The sequence below is a fragment of the Streptomyces sp. Root1310 genome, from assembly GCF_001426425.1.
Taxonomy (GTDB): domain Bacteria; phylum Actinomycetota; class Actinomycetes; order Streptomycetales; family Streptomycetaceae; genus Streptomyces.
Window position 1 is genome coordinate 563427 of record NZ_LMEQ01000031.1, and the last position, 15576, is coordinate 579002.

Here is a 15576-nt window from a genome sequence, read left to right on the forward strand (position 1 = left end):
GATACTAGGAAACGCGGCGAGGGCACGAGGGCCTTCACCCGCACGGACAACCGACTGGAGCAAGCCATGACCCCGCCCCGGACCGGCACCCTGGCAGTGCCCGGCGCCACCCTGTACTACGAGACCCTCGGCAGCGGACCGGTCCTGCTGCTCATCCCCGGCGGCGCCGCGGACGCCGGACTGTACGCGGGCATGGCACCGGAGCTGGCCACCCGCTACACGGTCGTCTCGTACGACCCTCGTGGTCTGTCCCGCAGCCCTCTCGACGGCCCGGCGGACACCTCGCGCGCCGACGAAGAGGTGTCGGTGTGGAGCGACGACGCCCACCGGCTGCTCGAACTGCTCTCCCCCGACGAGGAGGCGGTCGTCCTCGGTTGCAGCTCCGGCGCCGTCGTCGCGGTGGAGCTGCTCGCCCGGCACCCCGAGCGGCTGCGCCGGGTGGTCGCGCACGAACCGCCGCTGTTGCGGCTGCTGGCGGACCCCGCCCCGCATCGAGCGCTGTTCGCCGAAGTACGCGAGACCTTCCGCACCGAGGGCGCCGACGCGGCCATGATCCGGCTCGGTGAGGGACTGGCGGACGGGACGGACCGGCGGGCTCCCGCGCGGCCCACGGAGCTGCCGCCCGAGATCCGGGAGACGGCCGACCGGATGCACGCCAACCTGCCGGTCTTCCTGGGCCGTGTCTTGTGCCCGTTCTCCTCGGCCGCACCGGATCTCGCCGCGCTGCGGCCCGTGGCACACAAGCTGGTGCCGGCCGCCGGGCGCGACTCCCGCCGCCAACTCCCTTTGTACGGACCGGCCGCGCGCCTCGCGGAGCTTCTGGGACGCGGACTCGTCGAGTTCCCGGGCGGCCACCTCGGAGCCGTCGAGTCCCCGAAGGAGTTCGCCGACCGTCTGCTGACCGTCCTGGACCGGTCGGCCCGGTGACGGCGCGCCGGCCCTCACCGGGCCGGCGGACGGACAAGCGGGGTCCGGGACGACCTCGCCCCGGACCCCGTCAGACCGTGGAGTGAGTGACCGCTCGTCAGCAGGTGCGGCCGGTGTAGTAGGCGCCCTGGATCTTGGCCGCGGAGCCCAGCCACGACGTGCCGGGACCGACGCACCGCTCGTAGTCGGCGGCCCAGGCCACGTCGACCTTGATGACGACCCGTGAGCCGTCCGACGTGCAGTGGTTGTAGAAGGCGTCGGAACCGGTCTCGTAGAAGCCGCACGGGTCCGCGGCCGCGGGGCCCGCGGTGGCGGCCGTCAGCGCACCCAGGGAGGTGAGGACGAGAGCGACGGAACCGAGGGTGCTGAGCACCGAACGACGAACACGCACAGCGTGACTCCTTGCCGGAAACGAGGATCGACAGAGGCAAAAGCCCAGGTCCGGCGAGGGACCGGAGGCCTGCACCAGGATCGTGGCGGGCTCCCGCAGATGATCGAACGACGGGCCCCGTTCACCCCGCGAATCGTTTCGCCGCTACTCCGTCGGAGTGATCATCGCCGCAAGGACGCGTGAGCGGGGCGGGGTCCCCGGGATGGAGGGCCGTTTCACCCGGGTGAGCGCCTTGAGTGGTGGAGCGGCGCTCGCTGACTGACGGTGGATCACGTCAGGCCGGGTCGTGTCAGCTGACGATGTGTCGGCTGCCCGGTCGAGACGGAAGGACCATCAGATGCGTTCTGCTCGCATGATCCTGGCCACCGCGGCGGCCTCGGCCGCCCTCGNAGCTGACGATGTGTCGGCTGCCCGGTCGAGACGGAAGGACCATCAGATGCGTTCTGCTCGCATGATCCTGGCCACCGCGGCGGCCTCGGCCGCCCTCGCCATCGGCGCCCCCGGCGCCTACGCCGGTGACACGGACCACGACGACTCTTCCTACAGCAAGGAGGACAGCTCCTCGTACGGCAAGGAGCACGGCAAGGAGGACGACTCCTCCTACGGCAAGGAGGAGCACGGCAAGGAGGAGCACGGCAAGGAGCACGGCAAGGAGGAGCACGACTCCCCGCACGGCGGCATGCACACCGGCGGCGGCGCGCTCGCCCTGGCCGACGACAGCAGCGACCGCGGCGCGGCCAAGGACCCCAAGTACGACCCCGAGACGTACAAGGACAAGGACGACAACGGCGGTGAGCACGGCAAGGACTCCTGGAACGGCGGCAAGGAGGAGTCCGGCGGCTGGAGCAAGGAGCACNCCGAGACGTACAAGGACAAGGACGACAACGGCGGTGAGCACGGCAAGGACTCCTGGAACGGCGGCAAGGAGGAGTCCGGCGGCTGGAGCAAGGAGCACKACAAGCCCAGCGGCGGCGTGCACACCGGMGGCGGCGCCCTCGCCACCCCCTCCGCGACCGCGGCCGGACTCGGCGTCCTCGGCGTCGCCGGCGCCGGCCTCTACGCCCTGCGCCGCAAGAAGACGGTGGGGGGTGTGGCCTGACCCATGCCTGACGCGATAGCGAAGCCGCGGCCGCCACACATGCCCCCCTGTGGCGGCCCGGCCCGTTTTTGCACCGACCGTCCTTCTTCGGCCGAGCCACTCCCGGCCGGGATCGTATGCAGGAGCCCCTACGCCCCTGTCGGCCCGTCCGCTTCGCCCGTACACTGACAATTTGTAGACGTGCGGGCGCAGTTGACCGGGGGGGAGCCGCCATGTCGGGGGACCAGTACGGCAGATACAACGACACCGACCACAACACCTTCTACTACGTTCCGCCCATGCCGTCGGCTCCGCCGCCTGCGCCGGCGGACGGCGCTCGGGCCGTCGCGGTGGCCGTGCTCAACCTCAGCGGTCTGGGCCTGGGTTACGCGCTGGTGCGCCGCTGGGCCCTGATGGCGCTGTGCTGGGTCGCCACCGCCGTCCTGCTCTTCGTGGCCCTGCCGGCCGACCCGGACGGTGTCCCGGGATTCGCCCTCGTCCTGTACGTCCTGTTCCTCGTCGCGGTGGCGGCGGACGGCGCGCGCGTGGGCCTGCGCAACCGGCTGTCGGGACTCCGGCGGGCGCCGCTCGCGCTCGTGCTCGGACTGCTGCTGCTCGTCGTGCCGGCCGGGGGTGTCGTGCTGTACGACAGCGCACGGGACGAAGCGACCCAGCAGATGCTGCTCGACCGGCTCGACGAGGCCGACGAACTGGTGCAGGCCGCCGGTGACAAGCCGTTCAACTCGGCCCAGGCCGACTACCGCAAGGCGCTGGGCGTCTACGCGGACCTCAGGTCCGACCACCCCGGTTCACGGGCGGCCGAGCGGGTGCCCGCCCGGATGAAGACCTACTACACGACGGTCGGAGCCGCGTACGCACAGGGCGACTACTGCGAGGCGGTCGAGCCGCTGAAGTACCTGCGCACGGTCCCGAAGAGCCTGCCCGGGACGGACCTCGGGGCACTGAAGACCTGGCCCGACGACCGGCTGGCCACCTCGCTGTACGAGTGCGCGTCGACGGCCCTCACCGCGGGCGAGGCCAACTGGGCCTCGCAGTACGGGGAACTGCTGACCACCTTCCCCGAGTCGGAGCAGGCCGCGAAGGTCGAACCCGCCGTGGCCGCCGCCGTCGTCCGTACGGAGAAGGACCTGCGCGGGGCCGAACCCTGCTCCGCGGTCCAGCGGCTGCGCACGCTCGGCTCCCAGATCGACGGTCTGGAGTCCGGGCAGGCGGCCATCGGCGCCGCTCTCGACAAGGACGGCCGGCGGGCCACGACCAGCGCCGACACCGGCACCTACACCTGCGGCGTGGACCAGTACCGGGACGGCGACTTCGAGTCGGCGCGGACGACCATGACGGAGTACGCCTCCGCCCACAAGACCGCCAAGAACGCCGGCCTGGCGAAGAAGATCGCCATAGCGGCGGAGATCGCCCAGACGGTGCCGGCCGCGGGCAAGAAGCTGCCGACGACCCGTACCGGCGGCAGCATCTCGGTCACCGTGCAGAACGACAGCCCCGACGCGGTCACGGTCCTCTTCACGGGCCCGGTCACCGGCAGCTTCACCCTCAAGGCCTGCGGCAGCTGCAAGGCGTACTCCCTCGGGAGCACCATCAACCCGTCGTTCGAGCCGTGCAACGACAGCGGCAAGAACTACCCGCAGCGCACCATCAGCCTGCCGGTCGGCACCACGTACTTCCTGCACAAGCCGAACGGCGACAGCTCCGCCACGCCCGCCTCGGACACGGCCAAGCTCGAGTCGGGCTACATCTACACGGAGTGCGCCTACACGACGCAGAGCCTGGGGACAGGCCTCTGAATTCCGTGTGAAAACCCGGAGGATTTCCGCCCGCTGAAAGGCTGTCAACAGCGCACCGTGTTACCTGTGGGTCGCATGTGACGGGTGATAAGGTGCGCCGGAATTCTCTCGCGCAGGGCCCCCACACGAAAGCCTTGAGATACTCCATGAACGACATAAAGGCGGAAACGCCCGTGCATTCCTTTGCCCCGGGCGGTCGACGCCGGCACCGCAAGGCCAGGCAGAGCGGTACCGGCGTCCGGCGGGCGATGGTGCTCGCGCTGGCCCTGCCCGTCACCTCGGCGGCCCTGGCCGGCCCCTCGGCGTTCGCCGCCGAAAAGGGCATCGGCACGACGGCCGAGGACACGGCGGCGGGCCGGACGCTCGACGCGGACGACCGGCAGATGGTCGCCAACCTCGAGAGCCGCGTCCTCGACCGGCGCCTGGGGTCCGAGGTCAGCGGTGTGGTCCTGGACTCCGCGTCGGACACCACCCTGTGGGACCACAACGGGGCGACCGCGCTGATGCCGGCGTCCAACACCAAGCTCGCCACGGCGACCGCCGCGCTGACCGTGCTCGGCCCGAACCACACGTTCACCACGAAGGTCGTCTACGGCAACGGCACCCTGACCCTGGTCGGCGGCGGCGACCGTACGCTGACCGGCGCCGACCTCGCCGAACTGGCGAAGAACGCGGTCGCCGGGCTCAAGGCGGCGGGGCTGACGTCGGTGAGGGTCGCCGTGGACGACAGCCTCTTCGGCGCCCCGACCCTGGCCAACGGCTGGAACACCGGCTACTACCCCGACTCCGTCGCCCCCGTGCGCGCACTGGTCGTCGACGGGCACGGGGTCCAGGACACCTCGCTCGACGCCGGACAGGTCTTCGCCCAGCAGCTCACGGCGGCCGGGGTCGCCGTCGACGGCGCCGTCACCCGCGCCGAGGCGAGCCCGGGCGACGTACCGGTGGCACGGCACCGGTCGGCGGCGCTGTCGGAGATCGTCCACAAGATGATCAAGGTCAGCGACAACAACATCGCCGAGACCCTGCTGCGGATGACCGCACTCGGGGCGGGCCGCCCGGCCACCTTCGAGGACGGCACGGACGTCGTGCGCAAGGTACTGAGCCTCCGTTACGGCGTTTCCCTCGACAATTTCGAGATCTACGACGGAAGCGGCCTTTCGCGGGCCAATCGCATTCCGGCCGCCACGCTCGCGGAAATCCTCGAACTGCTGACGGAATCGCGCTACTCCCCCACCCTGGGCTCCATCCTCGACGGGCTGCCCGTCTCCGGTGAGGCCGGCAGCACGCTCGGTCCGGAATGGGGCCGCTTCGACGACGTGAACTCCATGTGCGCGGTGGGCAAGGTGCACGCGAAGACCGGCACCCTCACCGGCGCCATCGCCCTGAGCGGTCTGACCCAGGGCAAGGACGGCAAGTGGAAGGTCTTCTCGTTCATCGAGAACAACTCCACGGCCAACCCGAACGACATCAAGGACGCCATGGACGGCCTCGCGGCCACCGTGAACGGCTGCTGGGCGTAGCGAAGACCCCTGCGCGACGAGAGGGCCGGCTCCTGCGGGGGCCGGCCCTTCTCGCTTCGCGTCGCGACCCTCCGGTGGGTGTGACCCAGACCACAAGAAAACGCTGCCGTTTCGATGGCTCCGAGGGCTAGTCTGGGCAGCAAGTGAACGAAACAGTTTCGTTCATGAGAGGCGCACGCCCCCACTCGCATGGAGAACACAGCCATGGCCTCCGTACTCATCGCCCACGACCAGTCCCTTCAACGTGTCGGCCTGCGCATGCTGCTGACCGCCGAGCCCGATCTGAGCGTCGTGGGCGACACGGCGAGCGGGCCCGAAGCGGTCCGGATGAGCGCCGCGCTGCGTCCCGACGTCGTCCTGCTCGGCGGCCACCGTCCCGCGACGGACGACATCGAGACCATCCGCCGCATCGCCCACCCGCCACACCTCACCGCCGTCAGCGGCCCCGCCGGACCGCTCGGCCAGCAGCCGCGGATCCTGGTGCTGACCTCCACCGGCGACGAGGGGTACGCCTACGCCGCCCTGCGCGCCGGCGCCGGCGGGTTCCTCCCGAAGGACGCCACACCCCACGAACTGACCGCGGCCATCCGCGTCGTGGCGGCCGGCGACGCCGTCATCACCCCCGAGCTGACCCGCGCGCTCATCGACACCGTCCGCCACGAGCGCGCCCCGCGCCCCGGCGAGCGGGCCGTCGGGCTCGACACCTTCACCGGGCGCGAGCGCGACGTCCTCGTCGCCGTCGCCTCCGGCTGGTCCAACGCGGAGATCGCCGCACGGCTGTCCATCGCCCCGACCACCGTGAAGTCGCACGTCAGCCACATCCTGGCCAAGATCGGCGCCCGCGCCCGGGTCCAGGCGGTCGCCTTCGCCTACGAGTACGGCCTGGTACACCCGGCGGCCTGACGCCCCTCCGCGCCCCATGTGCCTGGGCACCTCCCGCGCGGCCCCGTACCCCGCCTTCCGGGTACGGGGCCGCCGGGCGGCTAGCCGCGGTCGCGCTGGTGGACGCGTGCCAGGAGCAGGTTCGGGTCGGGCTGCTTGAAGTAGGCGGCGCTCGGGACGTAGGCGGTCCGGCCGCGTACGGCCACCGAGGTGGGGTTGGCGAGGCCGTCCTTCTTGGTGAGGACGATCCGGTGGGTGCCGTCCCGCTGGACCTGGGCGATCTCGCTGCCGCCGATCAGGGCGGCGAGAACCGTGTCACGGTGCCGGTCCACGAACGCGAAGTCGTCGATCGCGAAGAGGCTCTTCGCCCGGGTCTCGATCGCGCCGGCACAGCCGCTCTCACGGACGGGGATGCGCAGCAGCGTCCCGGCGTTGGTGTTGGACACCCACACGGCGTCGCGGTGGATCTTGAGGCCGTTGACTCCGACGCGGGCCGCGGGCGGTGCGTTGAGAGGCTCGAGCAGGGCTCCCTCGGCCCATGCCGTGGGCTTGCCGCCCGAGCGGGGCACGCGCCAGACGGTGCCCAGCACCGAGTCCGCGACGTAGAGCACGCCCCGGCGCTCGTCGAGGGCGAGGCCGTTGGGGAACCCGCTCGGCGGCAGCTGTGCGATCTGCCGGGGCCTGCCGCCGCCGGAGGGGATGCGCCAGATGCCGGTCGCGCGGGTACCGGTCGCGTAGTTGACGTACAGGGTGCCGTCCTGTGCGCGGGCGATGCCGAGGACGACGGCCCTGCCGACGACGGGTGTCTGCGGGTTCGTCACGGCGGGCAGGGTCGCGAGGATCCGCGTCCTGCCCTGCCGGGTGACGTTGACGACCTGCCGGGCGCTGGAGAACGTCAGGTCGGCGGAGCCGTCGGGTTCGAGGGCGATGTTCTCCGGTGACTGGCCCTTGGCGAGGTCGAAGTGGGCGACCACGCGCGGAGCGGAGACCGTCGGCTCGTCTCCGACGGCGGGAGCCGTGGCGAGCAGGCCGAGGGCGAGGGTGGCGGCGGTGACGCCCGCCGAACGGGGGACTCGGGGCATGTGACCTACTTTGCAGGGAAGCCGGAACGCCGCCGTGCGGCGGCCAGACGACCATGGCCGTGGGCCGGCGGCGGTCGCCGCAGTCGTGGCCGGGGGATCGCCCGCGTGGCCCACGGCATCGACCCGCCTGCCGCTCACCCGGGTGATCCGGCCATGCCGCAGACTGTGCGGTGCGGACAGCGGTCCCGACCCCCGTCCCGACGGCAGCCCGCCCGACGGACACTCACCCGGAAGGAAGCACAGCGTGATCATCTTCGGCACCAAGGGATACCTCTACCAGCTGGCGATACTGACGCTCGTCTGCGGCCGTTGCGGCAATCCCGCCGCGCACACGCTGCGCAAGCGGGTCACGAAGTTCACCCTGTTCTTCGTGCCGCTGTTCCCGATCTCGACGAGTCACGCGACGCAGTGCACGTTCTGCGGTGCCGAGCAGAAGCTGACCAAGGAGCAGGCGGAGCAGTTGACGGCGCAGGCCGCGGGCGGCGTCGGCGGCCAGGCGTACGGACAGCCGCACCAGCAGCCGCACCAGCACTGACGGCCTCCCGCGGCTCAGCGGGTGAGGCCCGCCCTCGCGCAGGCGGTCAGGAGCTCACGCGTGCAGATCTGCGCCGTGGTGTACAGGCCGCCCTTGACCAGGGTCCGCTCGATGTCACGGGCCGTCACCGGACGCGGCTGGAGCAGGACGGCCGGGACGCGTTTGGTGGTGGGGCTGTCGACGGTCGTGGTGGCGGTGTCCCGGGGGTCCTCACCCCGGCCGACGGCGACGGCCATGGCGGCGACCGCGGCGGCCTCCTTCGCGAACGGCTTGTAGACCGTCATGTACTGCTCGCCCTTGACGACGCGCCGCACCGCGTCGAGGTCGGCGTCCTGGCCGGTGACGGGCGGGAGCTCGGTGACGCCGGCTCTCTTGAGCGCCGCGACGACGCCCGCGGCGATGTTGTCGTTGGCCGCGAGGACTGCGTCGATCCGGTCGGGGCCGAGGGCCGCGATGGCGGCGGACATGTTGGTGTGGGCGTTCTGGGTGCTCCAGTCCGCGGTGTTGTAGGACCGGGCGATCCGCACCTCGCCGCTGAGGACGGACAGCGCGCCCTTCCGATAGGACTCCGCGTTCGGGCTGGTCGGATCGCCGTTCATCATGACGACGTCGTCGCTCGCGGCCCGTTGCCCCGGTTTCAGGCCCAAGGCCTTCAGGAGCGCCTCGCCCTGGAGTCTGCCGACCATGACGCCGTCGAAGCCGACATAGCCGGTGATCGGACCCTCGGCGAGGCGGTCGTAGGCGATCACCGGGACACCCGCCCGGTCCGCCTCCTGGATGGAGGAGCGCAGCGCCCGGGTGTCGGCGGCGTCGAGGATCAGGACCCGGGCCCCCTTGGTGACCATGGAGATCATCTGCTGCCGCTGTCGCGTGACATCGCTCTCGGCGTTGGCGTATTCCGTCCGGCAGCCGGGGCAGAGCTTCCTGACCTGCGCCTCGATCAGCGGCCGGTCCGCGTGTTCCCAGCGCGGGACCATGCGGCTCGGCAGCAGCAGGCCGACGGTGAACCCTTCGCCGGCCGCCTTCTCGTCTCCCCCGCAGGCGGCCAGGGGCATCGTCAGGAGCGCCGCGGCGAGCACCGCGACGACAGCCCTGCGGCGTGTCCTCACGGCACTCCCTCCGGCACGGCGATCTCGCTCCACACCTGTTTGCCGCCGGCCACCGGGACCGACCCGAAGGCGTCCGACATCGCCTCGACCAGCAGCAGCCCCCGGCCGCCGGTCGCCTCCCAGTCGACGATCACCGGTTTGGCGGGCGCGCGCGGCGAGGAGTCGCTCACGGAGACGCGCACCCGGTCCCCGCGCAGCACCAGGTCGAGCCGGACCGGCCCCTGGGTGTGCACCAGCGCGTTGGTGACGAGTTCGGAGACGACCAGCAGCACCGCGTCGGCCGCCTCCTGGACCTTCCAGCGGCGCAGGGTGCGCGCGGTGAAGCGGCGGGCGTGCATGACGGCGTCCGGCAGGCGCCACACCATCCAGCCGGCCCGGATCGGCCGGGTCGTCATGCCGTCGTAGCGCAGCAGCAGCAGCGCCACGTCGTCCTCCCGGCGGCCGTCGTCGCCGAGGAGTTCGTCGGCCATCTTCCCCGGGTCGGCGGGGTCGGCCGCGGCGAGCGCGACGCGTGTCCGGCGCATGCCCTCGTCCAGGGGCAGGTCGGCGGCCTCGACCAGGCCGTCGGTGACCAGGGCGAGGACCGTGCCGGGGGCCAGTTCGACGGACGTCATGGGGAAGTCCGCCTCCGCCAGGACGCCGAGCGGGGGGCCGCCCGCCACCTCGACCTCCTCGGTGGAGCCGTCGGGCAGACGCAGCATGGGTGCCAGGTGCCCGGCCCGGACGAAGAGGACGTTGCCCTCCTCCAGGTCCAGTTCGGCGTAGCAGCAGGTGGCGAACAGGTCGGTCTCCATGCCGACGAGCAGCCGGTTGGCGTGCGAGACGACCACGTCGGGCGGGTGCCCCTCGATGGCGTAGGCCCGGACGGCCGTACGCATCTGGCCCATGATCGTCGCGGCTCCGGCGCTGTGCCCCTGGACGTCGCCGATGACCAGGGCCACCCGGTCCTGGGAGAGGGCGATGACGTCGTACCAGTCGCCGCCCACCTGGAGCCCGCGCCGGGCGGGCAGATAGCGGGCGACGGCGGTCCCGCCGGGCAGTTCGGGCAGGCGCCGGGGCAGCAGGCTGCGCTGGAGCATCGTCGCGAGTTCCTGCTCGGCGTCGTGCGCGTGGGCGCGCTTGAGTGCCTGGCCGACCAGGGCGGCGGTGGCGGTGAGCAGGGACCGCTCCTCGGGGACGAACTCGTGCGGCCGGTCCCAGCCGACCAGGCACACCCCGGCGACCTGGCCCTTGGCGGGCAGCGGCAGCACGGCCAGTCCCCCGGCTCCGATGCCGGCCAGCCCGGCTTCGAGCGGGGTGCCGGCGGGCCAGAGGTCCATCCGGCCGTCCCGCAGGGCCGCCTGGAGGGTGGGCAGGGCGCGCAGCGGTGCGTCGGGCCATTCCGTGCGCCACTCGGTGCGCCACACCTCCGGCCAGGCGCCGGGCTGGGGCGGGTCGAGGGCGGTGACCATGACCCGGTCGTCCTGGACCGCGGCGAGGGCCACGTGGTCGGCGGCCAGCGGCTCGCGCAGGGCGGCGACCACCACGCGGCCGACGTCGCGGACCGTCGCGGCGTCGTCGAGGGCGGCGGTCAGCCACTGGATCCTGGAGACGTCGTCGCCGCCGCGGCGCAGCACCGGGGTGGCCGTCACCACGCCCAGGACCTGCGCGGGCCCGTCGCCCGTGCCCGGCTCCGCCCGGCAGCTCAGGCTCAGCCAGCGCATCTCGCCGGTGGGGCCCCGGACCCGGAACTCCAGGTCCCGGCGGCCGAAGGCGTCGGTGGTCGGCTCCAGGACGGACATCAGGGCGTGCATGTCCTCCGGGAGGGCGTGCGCGAGCAGGGTGTCGACCTTGCCGTCGAAGTCGTCCGGTGTGATGCCGACCAGTTCGAGCAGGGTGTCGTCGGCCTCGATCAGGCCGGTGTCCGGGGCGAGGACGAAGGAGCCGACGCGCAGGCTGCGCAGGGCGGGGCCCAGCAGCGGTGTCGGCATCGGCGGGTCGGCGCCCGGCGGGAGGAGGGCCGCGACCGCGTCGGCGTACCGCTCCAGGAAGCGGCGCTGCTCGGCCTCGAAGCCCTCCGGCGAGGCTCCCAGGACGAGGAGGCAGCCCAGTCGGCTGCCCTGGATGCCGAGGGGCAGCGCGCCGAGCGGGGTCCCGGCGGTCAGCCACAGGGGGTGGTCGGTGCGGAAGGCGCGTGCCGCGGGCGAGTCACCGGACAGCGGCAGGCGCTCCGGCGGTGACGGCCCGGAGGAGACGCTTCCGGACGTGTCCACCAGCTGAAGCTCGCGTGTGCCGACCTCCGGCGCGTAGACCGCCGCCAGTGTCGCTCCGGCGAAGGTCAGGGCCCGGTCGAGGCATGTCCGCAACGTACCTCCCATCCTGCCGCAGGTGCCGACAGGTTGAGATCGGGGCACCCACCCACCAGAATCGCATATAAGGATCAACCGAACATATCCACCGCTACCCACCCTATTGTCGTCTACGGCAGGTACCACCCATGAAGGCCTGCATCAGGGACACAGCCGCCGCGGTGACCGCGGTCTCCACCGCGATCGTCCTGACGGCCTGCGGGGCGGACTCCCCCGACGAACCCGGCACCGACAGGAGCCGGCAGCGCATCGGTCTGCTGCTGCCGGACGTCACCACGCCCCGCTGGGAGACCCAGGACAGGCCACTGCTGGAGAAGAAGATCCACGAACTGTGCCCCGACTGCGCGGTCGAACACGCCAACGCCAAGGGCGACGTGGCCCTCCAGCAGGAACAGATGGACTCGATGATCACCAAGGGGGTCGATGCCATCGTGCTCGTGGCCGTGGACGCCCGCTCGCTCGGCCCGGCGGTCACCAAGGCCCACGAGGCGGACATCCCCGTCATCTCCTACGACCGGCTCTCCGAGGGCCCCATCTCGGGCTACGTCTCCTTCGACGGCAAGGAGGTCGGCAGGCTCCAGGGCCGGGCGCTGCTGACGGCGATGGGCGACAAGGTGCCCGGCGCCGAGATCGTCATGATGAACGGCGACCCCAGCGACCCGAACACCAAGTCGTTCCAGGACGGCGCCCTGTCCGTGCTCGAGGGAAAGGTGAAGATCGGCAAGGCCTACGACACCCTCCAGTGGCGCAGGGAGGCCGCGCACATGAACATGTCCGGGGCCATCGCGGCCCTCGGCGTCGAGTCGATCGACGGGGTCTACGCGGCCAACGACGGCCTCGCCGCCGGGAGCATCTCCGCCCTCAAGGCGAACAAGGTCGACCCGCTGCCCCCGGTCACCGGGCAGGACGCCGAGCTCTCGGCCCTGCGGCGCATCGTCGGCGGCGACCAGTACATGACCGTCTTCAAGCCCTTCGGCCCCGAGGCCGCCGCCGGCGGCGCCATGGCGGTCGCCGCGGTCCGGGGGGAGAGTCTCGGGCAGGTGGCCACGGCCGAGGTGCCGACGCGCGGCGGGGAAGCGGTCGCCGCCGTACTGCTCACGCCCGTGTCGGTGACCGTCGACAACATCGAGGACACGGTGGTGAAGGACGGCCTGCACACCGTCCGGCAGATCTGCACGCCGCAGCTCCGGGCCGCCTGCGAGCGGGCCGGACTGACCTGACCCGCATCGAACGGACACCGTGTCGGCAGGACACGCGGCGATCCGACGCCGCCGCCGGAGCCGACGCCCTCGGGAAGGAGATGGTTTCCGTGCCGGAGACTCGCTCCGGGCGTTCCGCCGCCCTGCTCGGGGGCGATGCGCCCGGGGCCGTCACCGGCGCCGCACCGGGCACGCCCGCACGGCCGGCCGTGGCGGAGGCGAGGTGGTGACCCGCGTGCGGGCCGCCGCCCGTGCCGTGCGGAGCGGGCCCGCGGTCCTGCGGCGCAGGCTGAGCGCCGGTGAACTGGGCTCACTGCCCGTCGTCCTCGTCCTCGCCGTCGTCTGGATCACCTTCCAGTCCCTCAACGAGAACTTCCTCTCGCCCCGCAACCTGTCCAACCTCAGCGTGGACATCGTGGGCACCGGGATGATCGCGGTCGGCATCGTCTTCGTGCTGCTGCTCGGTGAACTCGATCTGTCCGTCGGCTCGATCAGCGGGCTCGCGGCGGCCGTCTTCGCCGTGCTGAACGTGAACAACGGGGTGCCGGAGTGGCTCGCGCTCATCGTCGCGGTGCTGGCGGGCACCGTGGCGGGAACCGTCCAGGGCTACTCCATCGCCAGAACCAGGGTGCCGGCCTTCGTGGTCACTCTCGCCGGGCTGCTCACCTGGAACGGCCTGATGCTCTCCGTCCTCGGGGACAGCGGCACCGTCAACCTCGACGAGAACGGGCTCGTCGCCAAGCTGACCAGCTACTACTTCACCGACGACGCCGTGGCCTACGGCCTGGCGGCGGTCGCCGCGGGCGCGGTCTTCCTCGTCTGCGACCGCGACCGGCGGCGCCGCAGGGCCATCGGTATGCCGCACCGGTCGGCGCGCGCCATCGCGCTGCGCACCGCGGCGGTCGCCGTGGTCGCCTTCGGCGTCGCGTACCTGCTCAACCGGTTCCAGGGGCTGCCGCTCGCCCTGCTGATCTTCCTCGTGGTGGTGGCCGGTCTCGACGTGGTGCTCCGCCGCACCCCCTACGGACGGCAGGTCTACGCGCTCGGCGGCAGCGTCGAGGCGGCCCGCCGCGCCAGCCTCAGCGTGACGTGGGTGCAGACCGCGGTGCTCGCGGCCTCGGGCACGATGGCCGCCGTCGGCGGCCTGTTCCTGGCCTCGCGCATCACCTCGGTGAGCCAGAGCTCGGGGTCGGGCGTGCTGCTGGTCAACGCCATCGCGGCAGCCGTCATCGGCGGCACCAGCCTGTTCGGCGGGCGCGGGTCGACCTGGTCGGCGGTGCTCGGCATGCTGGTCATCCAGTCGATCGCCTCCGGCATGGCCATCACGGACACTCCCCCGGCCGTGCAGTTCGTCATCACCGGCGGGGTGCTCTTCGCCGCGGTGATCATCGACTCGCTGTCGCGGCATTCCCAGGCCACCCGCAGACGGGCGTGAGGGGACGTTCGTGGAACGGTCCCGGTGACCGTTCCACGAACGGGGGGTCACCGAATCTGCTCGTCCTCGACGAACGCCGCGATCAGGCCGTGGGGCGCGAGGTCGCCGAACATCAGCTCGTGCAGCCGGGTGCCGTCGGCGGCGGCCTCGGCGCTGCGGGGGAACATGGCCCGCTCGTACGCGGTGAGCGCCGCCTCGACGTCGTCGGGGTGCGCGGCGAGGGCCCTGCCGAGTTCGGCGCCGTCGTACATGGCCAGGTTGGCGCCTTCGCCGTTGGGGACCGAGAGGTGGGCGGCGTCACCGAGGAGGGTCACCCCCGGCACCCGGTCCCACCGGTGCTCGATCGGCAGCGCGTGCAGGGGGCGCAGGACCGGCGCGGTGTCGGCGTCGGTGATCAGGGCGGTGAGTTCCGGCGCCCAGCCCTCGTACGCCTGGGCGATCCGCGCACCGGCTCCGGCGGCGTCGGTGAAGTCGACGGCGGCGAACCAGTCCTGCGGCTCGCTGAGCATCGCGTAGACGTGCAGGGTGTCGCCCTTCTCCCGGTGCGCCACGATTCCCCTGCCCGGGGCGAGCGCGAGCAGGGACCCGCCGCCGACCGCCTTCGCGCGGTCGGGGTGGCGGGTGTCGCCGTCGAACAGGTACATCTCGACGACCGACATGCCGGTGTACGCGGGCGAGGCGGCACAGAGCAGCGGCCGGACCCGCGACCACGCGCCGTCCGCGCCGACGAGCAGGCTCGTGACGACGGTGCCGCCGTCGGCGAAGGTCACCTCGTGACGTCCCTCGCCGAGGGCACGGACCCCGCTGACCTTGTGGCCCCACCGGACGGTGCCGGCCGGGAGCGAGTCGAGCAGCAGCCGCCGCAGCTCGCCGCGCTGCACCTCGGGGCGGCCGCCCGTGCCGTCGTCGGGGTCCTCGAACAGGACGGTCCCGTCCCGCTCGAGGATCCGCGTCGCCTGGCGGCCCTCCAGGACGAGGCCGCGGAACTCCTCCAGCAGGCCCGCCGCCCGCAGCGCCGGCTGTCCGTTGTCCTCGTGGATGTCCAGCATCCCGCCCTGGGCACGGGCGTTCGGCGAGGTCTCCGCCTCGTAGACGGTGGCGGTGATGCCGTGGACATGGAGGACCCGGGCGAGCGTCAGTCCGCCGAGTCCGGCGCCGATGATCGTGACGTCAGTGGTCATGGTGATTCCCTTGCGTGTCGCGCGGCTGCCGGACGGGCACCCGGCAGGATCTTCCGCAAGGTTCCGGCCCGG

At 72.2% G+C, this 15576-nt stretch carries 13 protein-coding genes; 8 read left to right on the forward strand and 5 right to left on the reverse strand.

Features of this window, described 5'->3' with window-relative positions; genetic code table 11:
• Positions 1-66: 66 nt before the first annotated feature.
• Entirely contained in the window at positions 67-927 is an 861-nt protein-coding gene (locus ASD48_RS33170) for an alpha/beta hydrolase (RefSeq protein ID WP_057605498.1), read from the forward strand.
• A 97-nt stretch (positions 928-1024) separates the two neighbouring features.
• Here ASD48_RS33170 and ASD48_RS33175 read toward each other — a convergent pair whose 3' ends face one another.
• A complete protein-coding gene (locus tag ASD48_RS33175) occupies positions 1025-1318 on the reverse strand; it encodes a DUF6355 family natural product biosynthesis protein (protein ID WP_057605499.1) in 294 nt (97 codons plus the stop codon).
• A gap of 436 nt (positions 1319-1754) precedes the next feature.
• Between ASD48_RS33175 and ASD48_RS45790 the strand changes: the two genes are divergently transcribed.
• The 4 genes from ASD48_RS45790 to ASD48_RS33195 all read left to right on the forward strand — a co-directional run.
• Positions 1755-2174 (forward strand): hypothetical protein (locus ASD48_RS45790; protein ID WP_242432805.1); only part of this gene is annotated, 420 nt, incomplete at its 3' end.
• A 455-nt stretch (positions 2175-2629) separates the two neighbouring features.
• Positions 2630-4213: a hypothetical protein gene (locus ASD48_RS33185; protein ID WP_057605501.1), complete on the forward strand. Its 1584-nt coding sequence runs from the start codon at positions 2630-2632 to the stop codon at positions 4211-4213.
• A gap of 146 nt (positions 4214-4359) precedes the next feature.
• Complete coding sequence (gene dacB, locus ASD48_RS33190; RefSeq protein ID WP_057605502.1) at positions 4360-5733, forward strand: D-alanyl-D-alanine carboxypeptidase/D-alanyl-D-alanine-endopeptidase; 1374 nt, start codon at positions 4360-4362, stop codon at positions 5731-5733.
• A gap of 204 nt (positions 5734-5937) precedes the next feature.
• A complete protein-coding gene (locus ASD48_RS33195; protein ID WP_057605503.1) occupies positions 5938-6636 on the forward strand; it encodes a response regulator transcription factor in 699 nt (232 codons plus the stop codon).
• Positions 6637-6716: 80 nt separating this feature from the next.
• Here the strand turns inward: ASD48_RS33195 and ASD48_RS33200 are convergent, their stop codons facing one another.
• Positions 6717-7697: a hypothetical protein gene (locus tag ASD48_RS33200; RefSeq protein WP_057605505.1), complete on the reverse strand. Its 981-nt coding sequence runs from the start codon at positions 7695-7697 to the stop codon at positions 6717-6719.
• 244 nt (positions 7698-7941) lie between these two features.
• Between ASD48_RS33200 and ASD48_RS33205 the strand changes: the two genes are divergently transcribed.
• Entirely contained in the window at positions 7942-8232 is a 291-nt protein-coding gene (locus ASD48_RS33205; protein WP_057605506.1) for a zinc-ribbon domain-containing protein, read from the forward strand.
• A 14-nt stretch (positions 8233-8246) separates the two neighbouring features.
• Here the strand turns inward: ASD48_RS33205 and ASD48_RS33210 are convergent, their stop codons facing one another.
• Together ASD48_RS33210 and ASD48_RS33215 are read right to left on the reverse strand one after the other, a co-directional pair.
• Complete coding sequence (locus tag ASD48_RS33210; protein ID WP_057605507.1) at positions 8247-9341, reverse strand: substrate-binding domain-containing protein; 1095 nt, start codon at positions 9339-9341, stop codon at positions 8247-8249.
• Positions 9338-11686, reverse strand: a complete 2349-nt coding sequence (locus ASD48_RS33215) for a SpoIIE family protein phosphatase (RefSeq protein WP_107104457.1) — start codon at positions 11684-11686, stop codon at positions 9338-9340. Before ASD48_RS33215 ends, ASD48_RS33210 begins: the two co-directional genes overlap by 4 nt.
• Before the next feature lie 131 nt (positions 11687-11817).
• Between ASD48_RS33215 and ASD48_RS33220 the strand changes: the two genes are divergently transcribed.
• Positions 11818-12909, forward strand: coding sequence for a substrate-binding domain-containing protein (locus ASD48_RS33220; RefSeq protein ID WP_057605509.1), 1092 nt, complete (start codon positions 11818-11820; stop codon positions 12907-12909).
• A gap of 202 nt (positions 12910-13111) precedes the next feature.
• Positions 13112-14323: an ABC transporter permease gene (locus ASD48_RS33225; RefSeq protein ID WP_057605510.1), complete on the forward strand. Its 1212-nt coding sequence runs from the start codon at positions 13112-13114 to the stop codon at positions 14321-14323.
• Between the two features lie 47 nt (positions 14324-14370).
• Here ASD48_RS33225 and ASD48_RS33230 read toward each other — a convergent pair whose 3' ends face one another.
• Positions 14371-15504 carry an NAD(P)/FAD-dependent oxidoreductase gene (locus ASD48_RS33230; RefSeq protein ID WP_057605512.1) on the reverse strand — a complete coding sequence of 378 codons (1134 nt, stop codon included), beginning with the start codon at positions 15502-15504 and terminating at the stop codon, positions 14371-14373.
• Positions 15505-15576 lie beyond the last annotated feature (72 nt).

Excerpts from the sequence above, each read along its gene's own strand:
- ASD48_RS33170 (WP_057605498.1), top strand. The coding sequence starts at position 67 with ATGACCCCGCCCCGGACCGGCACCCTGGCAGTGCCCGGCGCCACCCTG.
- ASD48_RS33185 (WP_057605501.1), top strand. The coding sequence starts at position 2,630 with ATGTCGGGGGACCAGTACGGCAGATACAACGACACCGACCACAACACC.
- dacB (WP_057605502.1), top strand. The coding sequence starts at position 4,360 with ATGAACGACATAAAGGCGGAAACGCCCGTGCATTCCTTTGCCCCGGGC.
- ASD48_RS33195 (WP_057605503.1), top strand. The coding sequence starts at position 5,938 with ATGGCCTCCGTACTCATCGCCCACGACCAGTCCCTTCAACGTGTCGGC.
- ASD48_RS33200 (WP_057605505.1), bottom strand. The coding sequence starts at position 7,697 with ATGCCCCGAGTCCCCCGTTCGGCGGGCGTCACCGCCGCCACCCTCGCC.
- ASD48_RS33220 (WP_057605509.1), top strand. The coding sequence starts at position 11,818 with ATGAAGGCCTGCATCAGGGACACAGCCGCCGCGGTGACCGCGGTCTCC.
- ASD48_RS33230 (WP_057605512.1), bottom strand. The coding sequence starts at position 15,504 with ATGACCACTGACGTCACGATCATCGGCGCCGGACTCGGCGGACTGACG.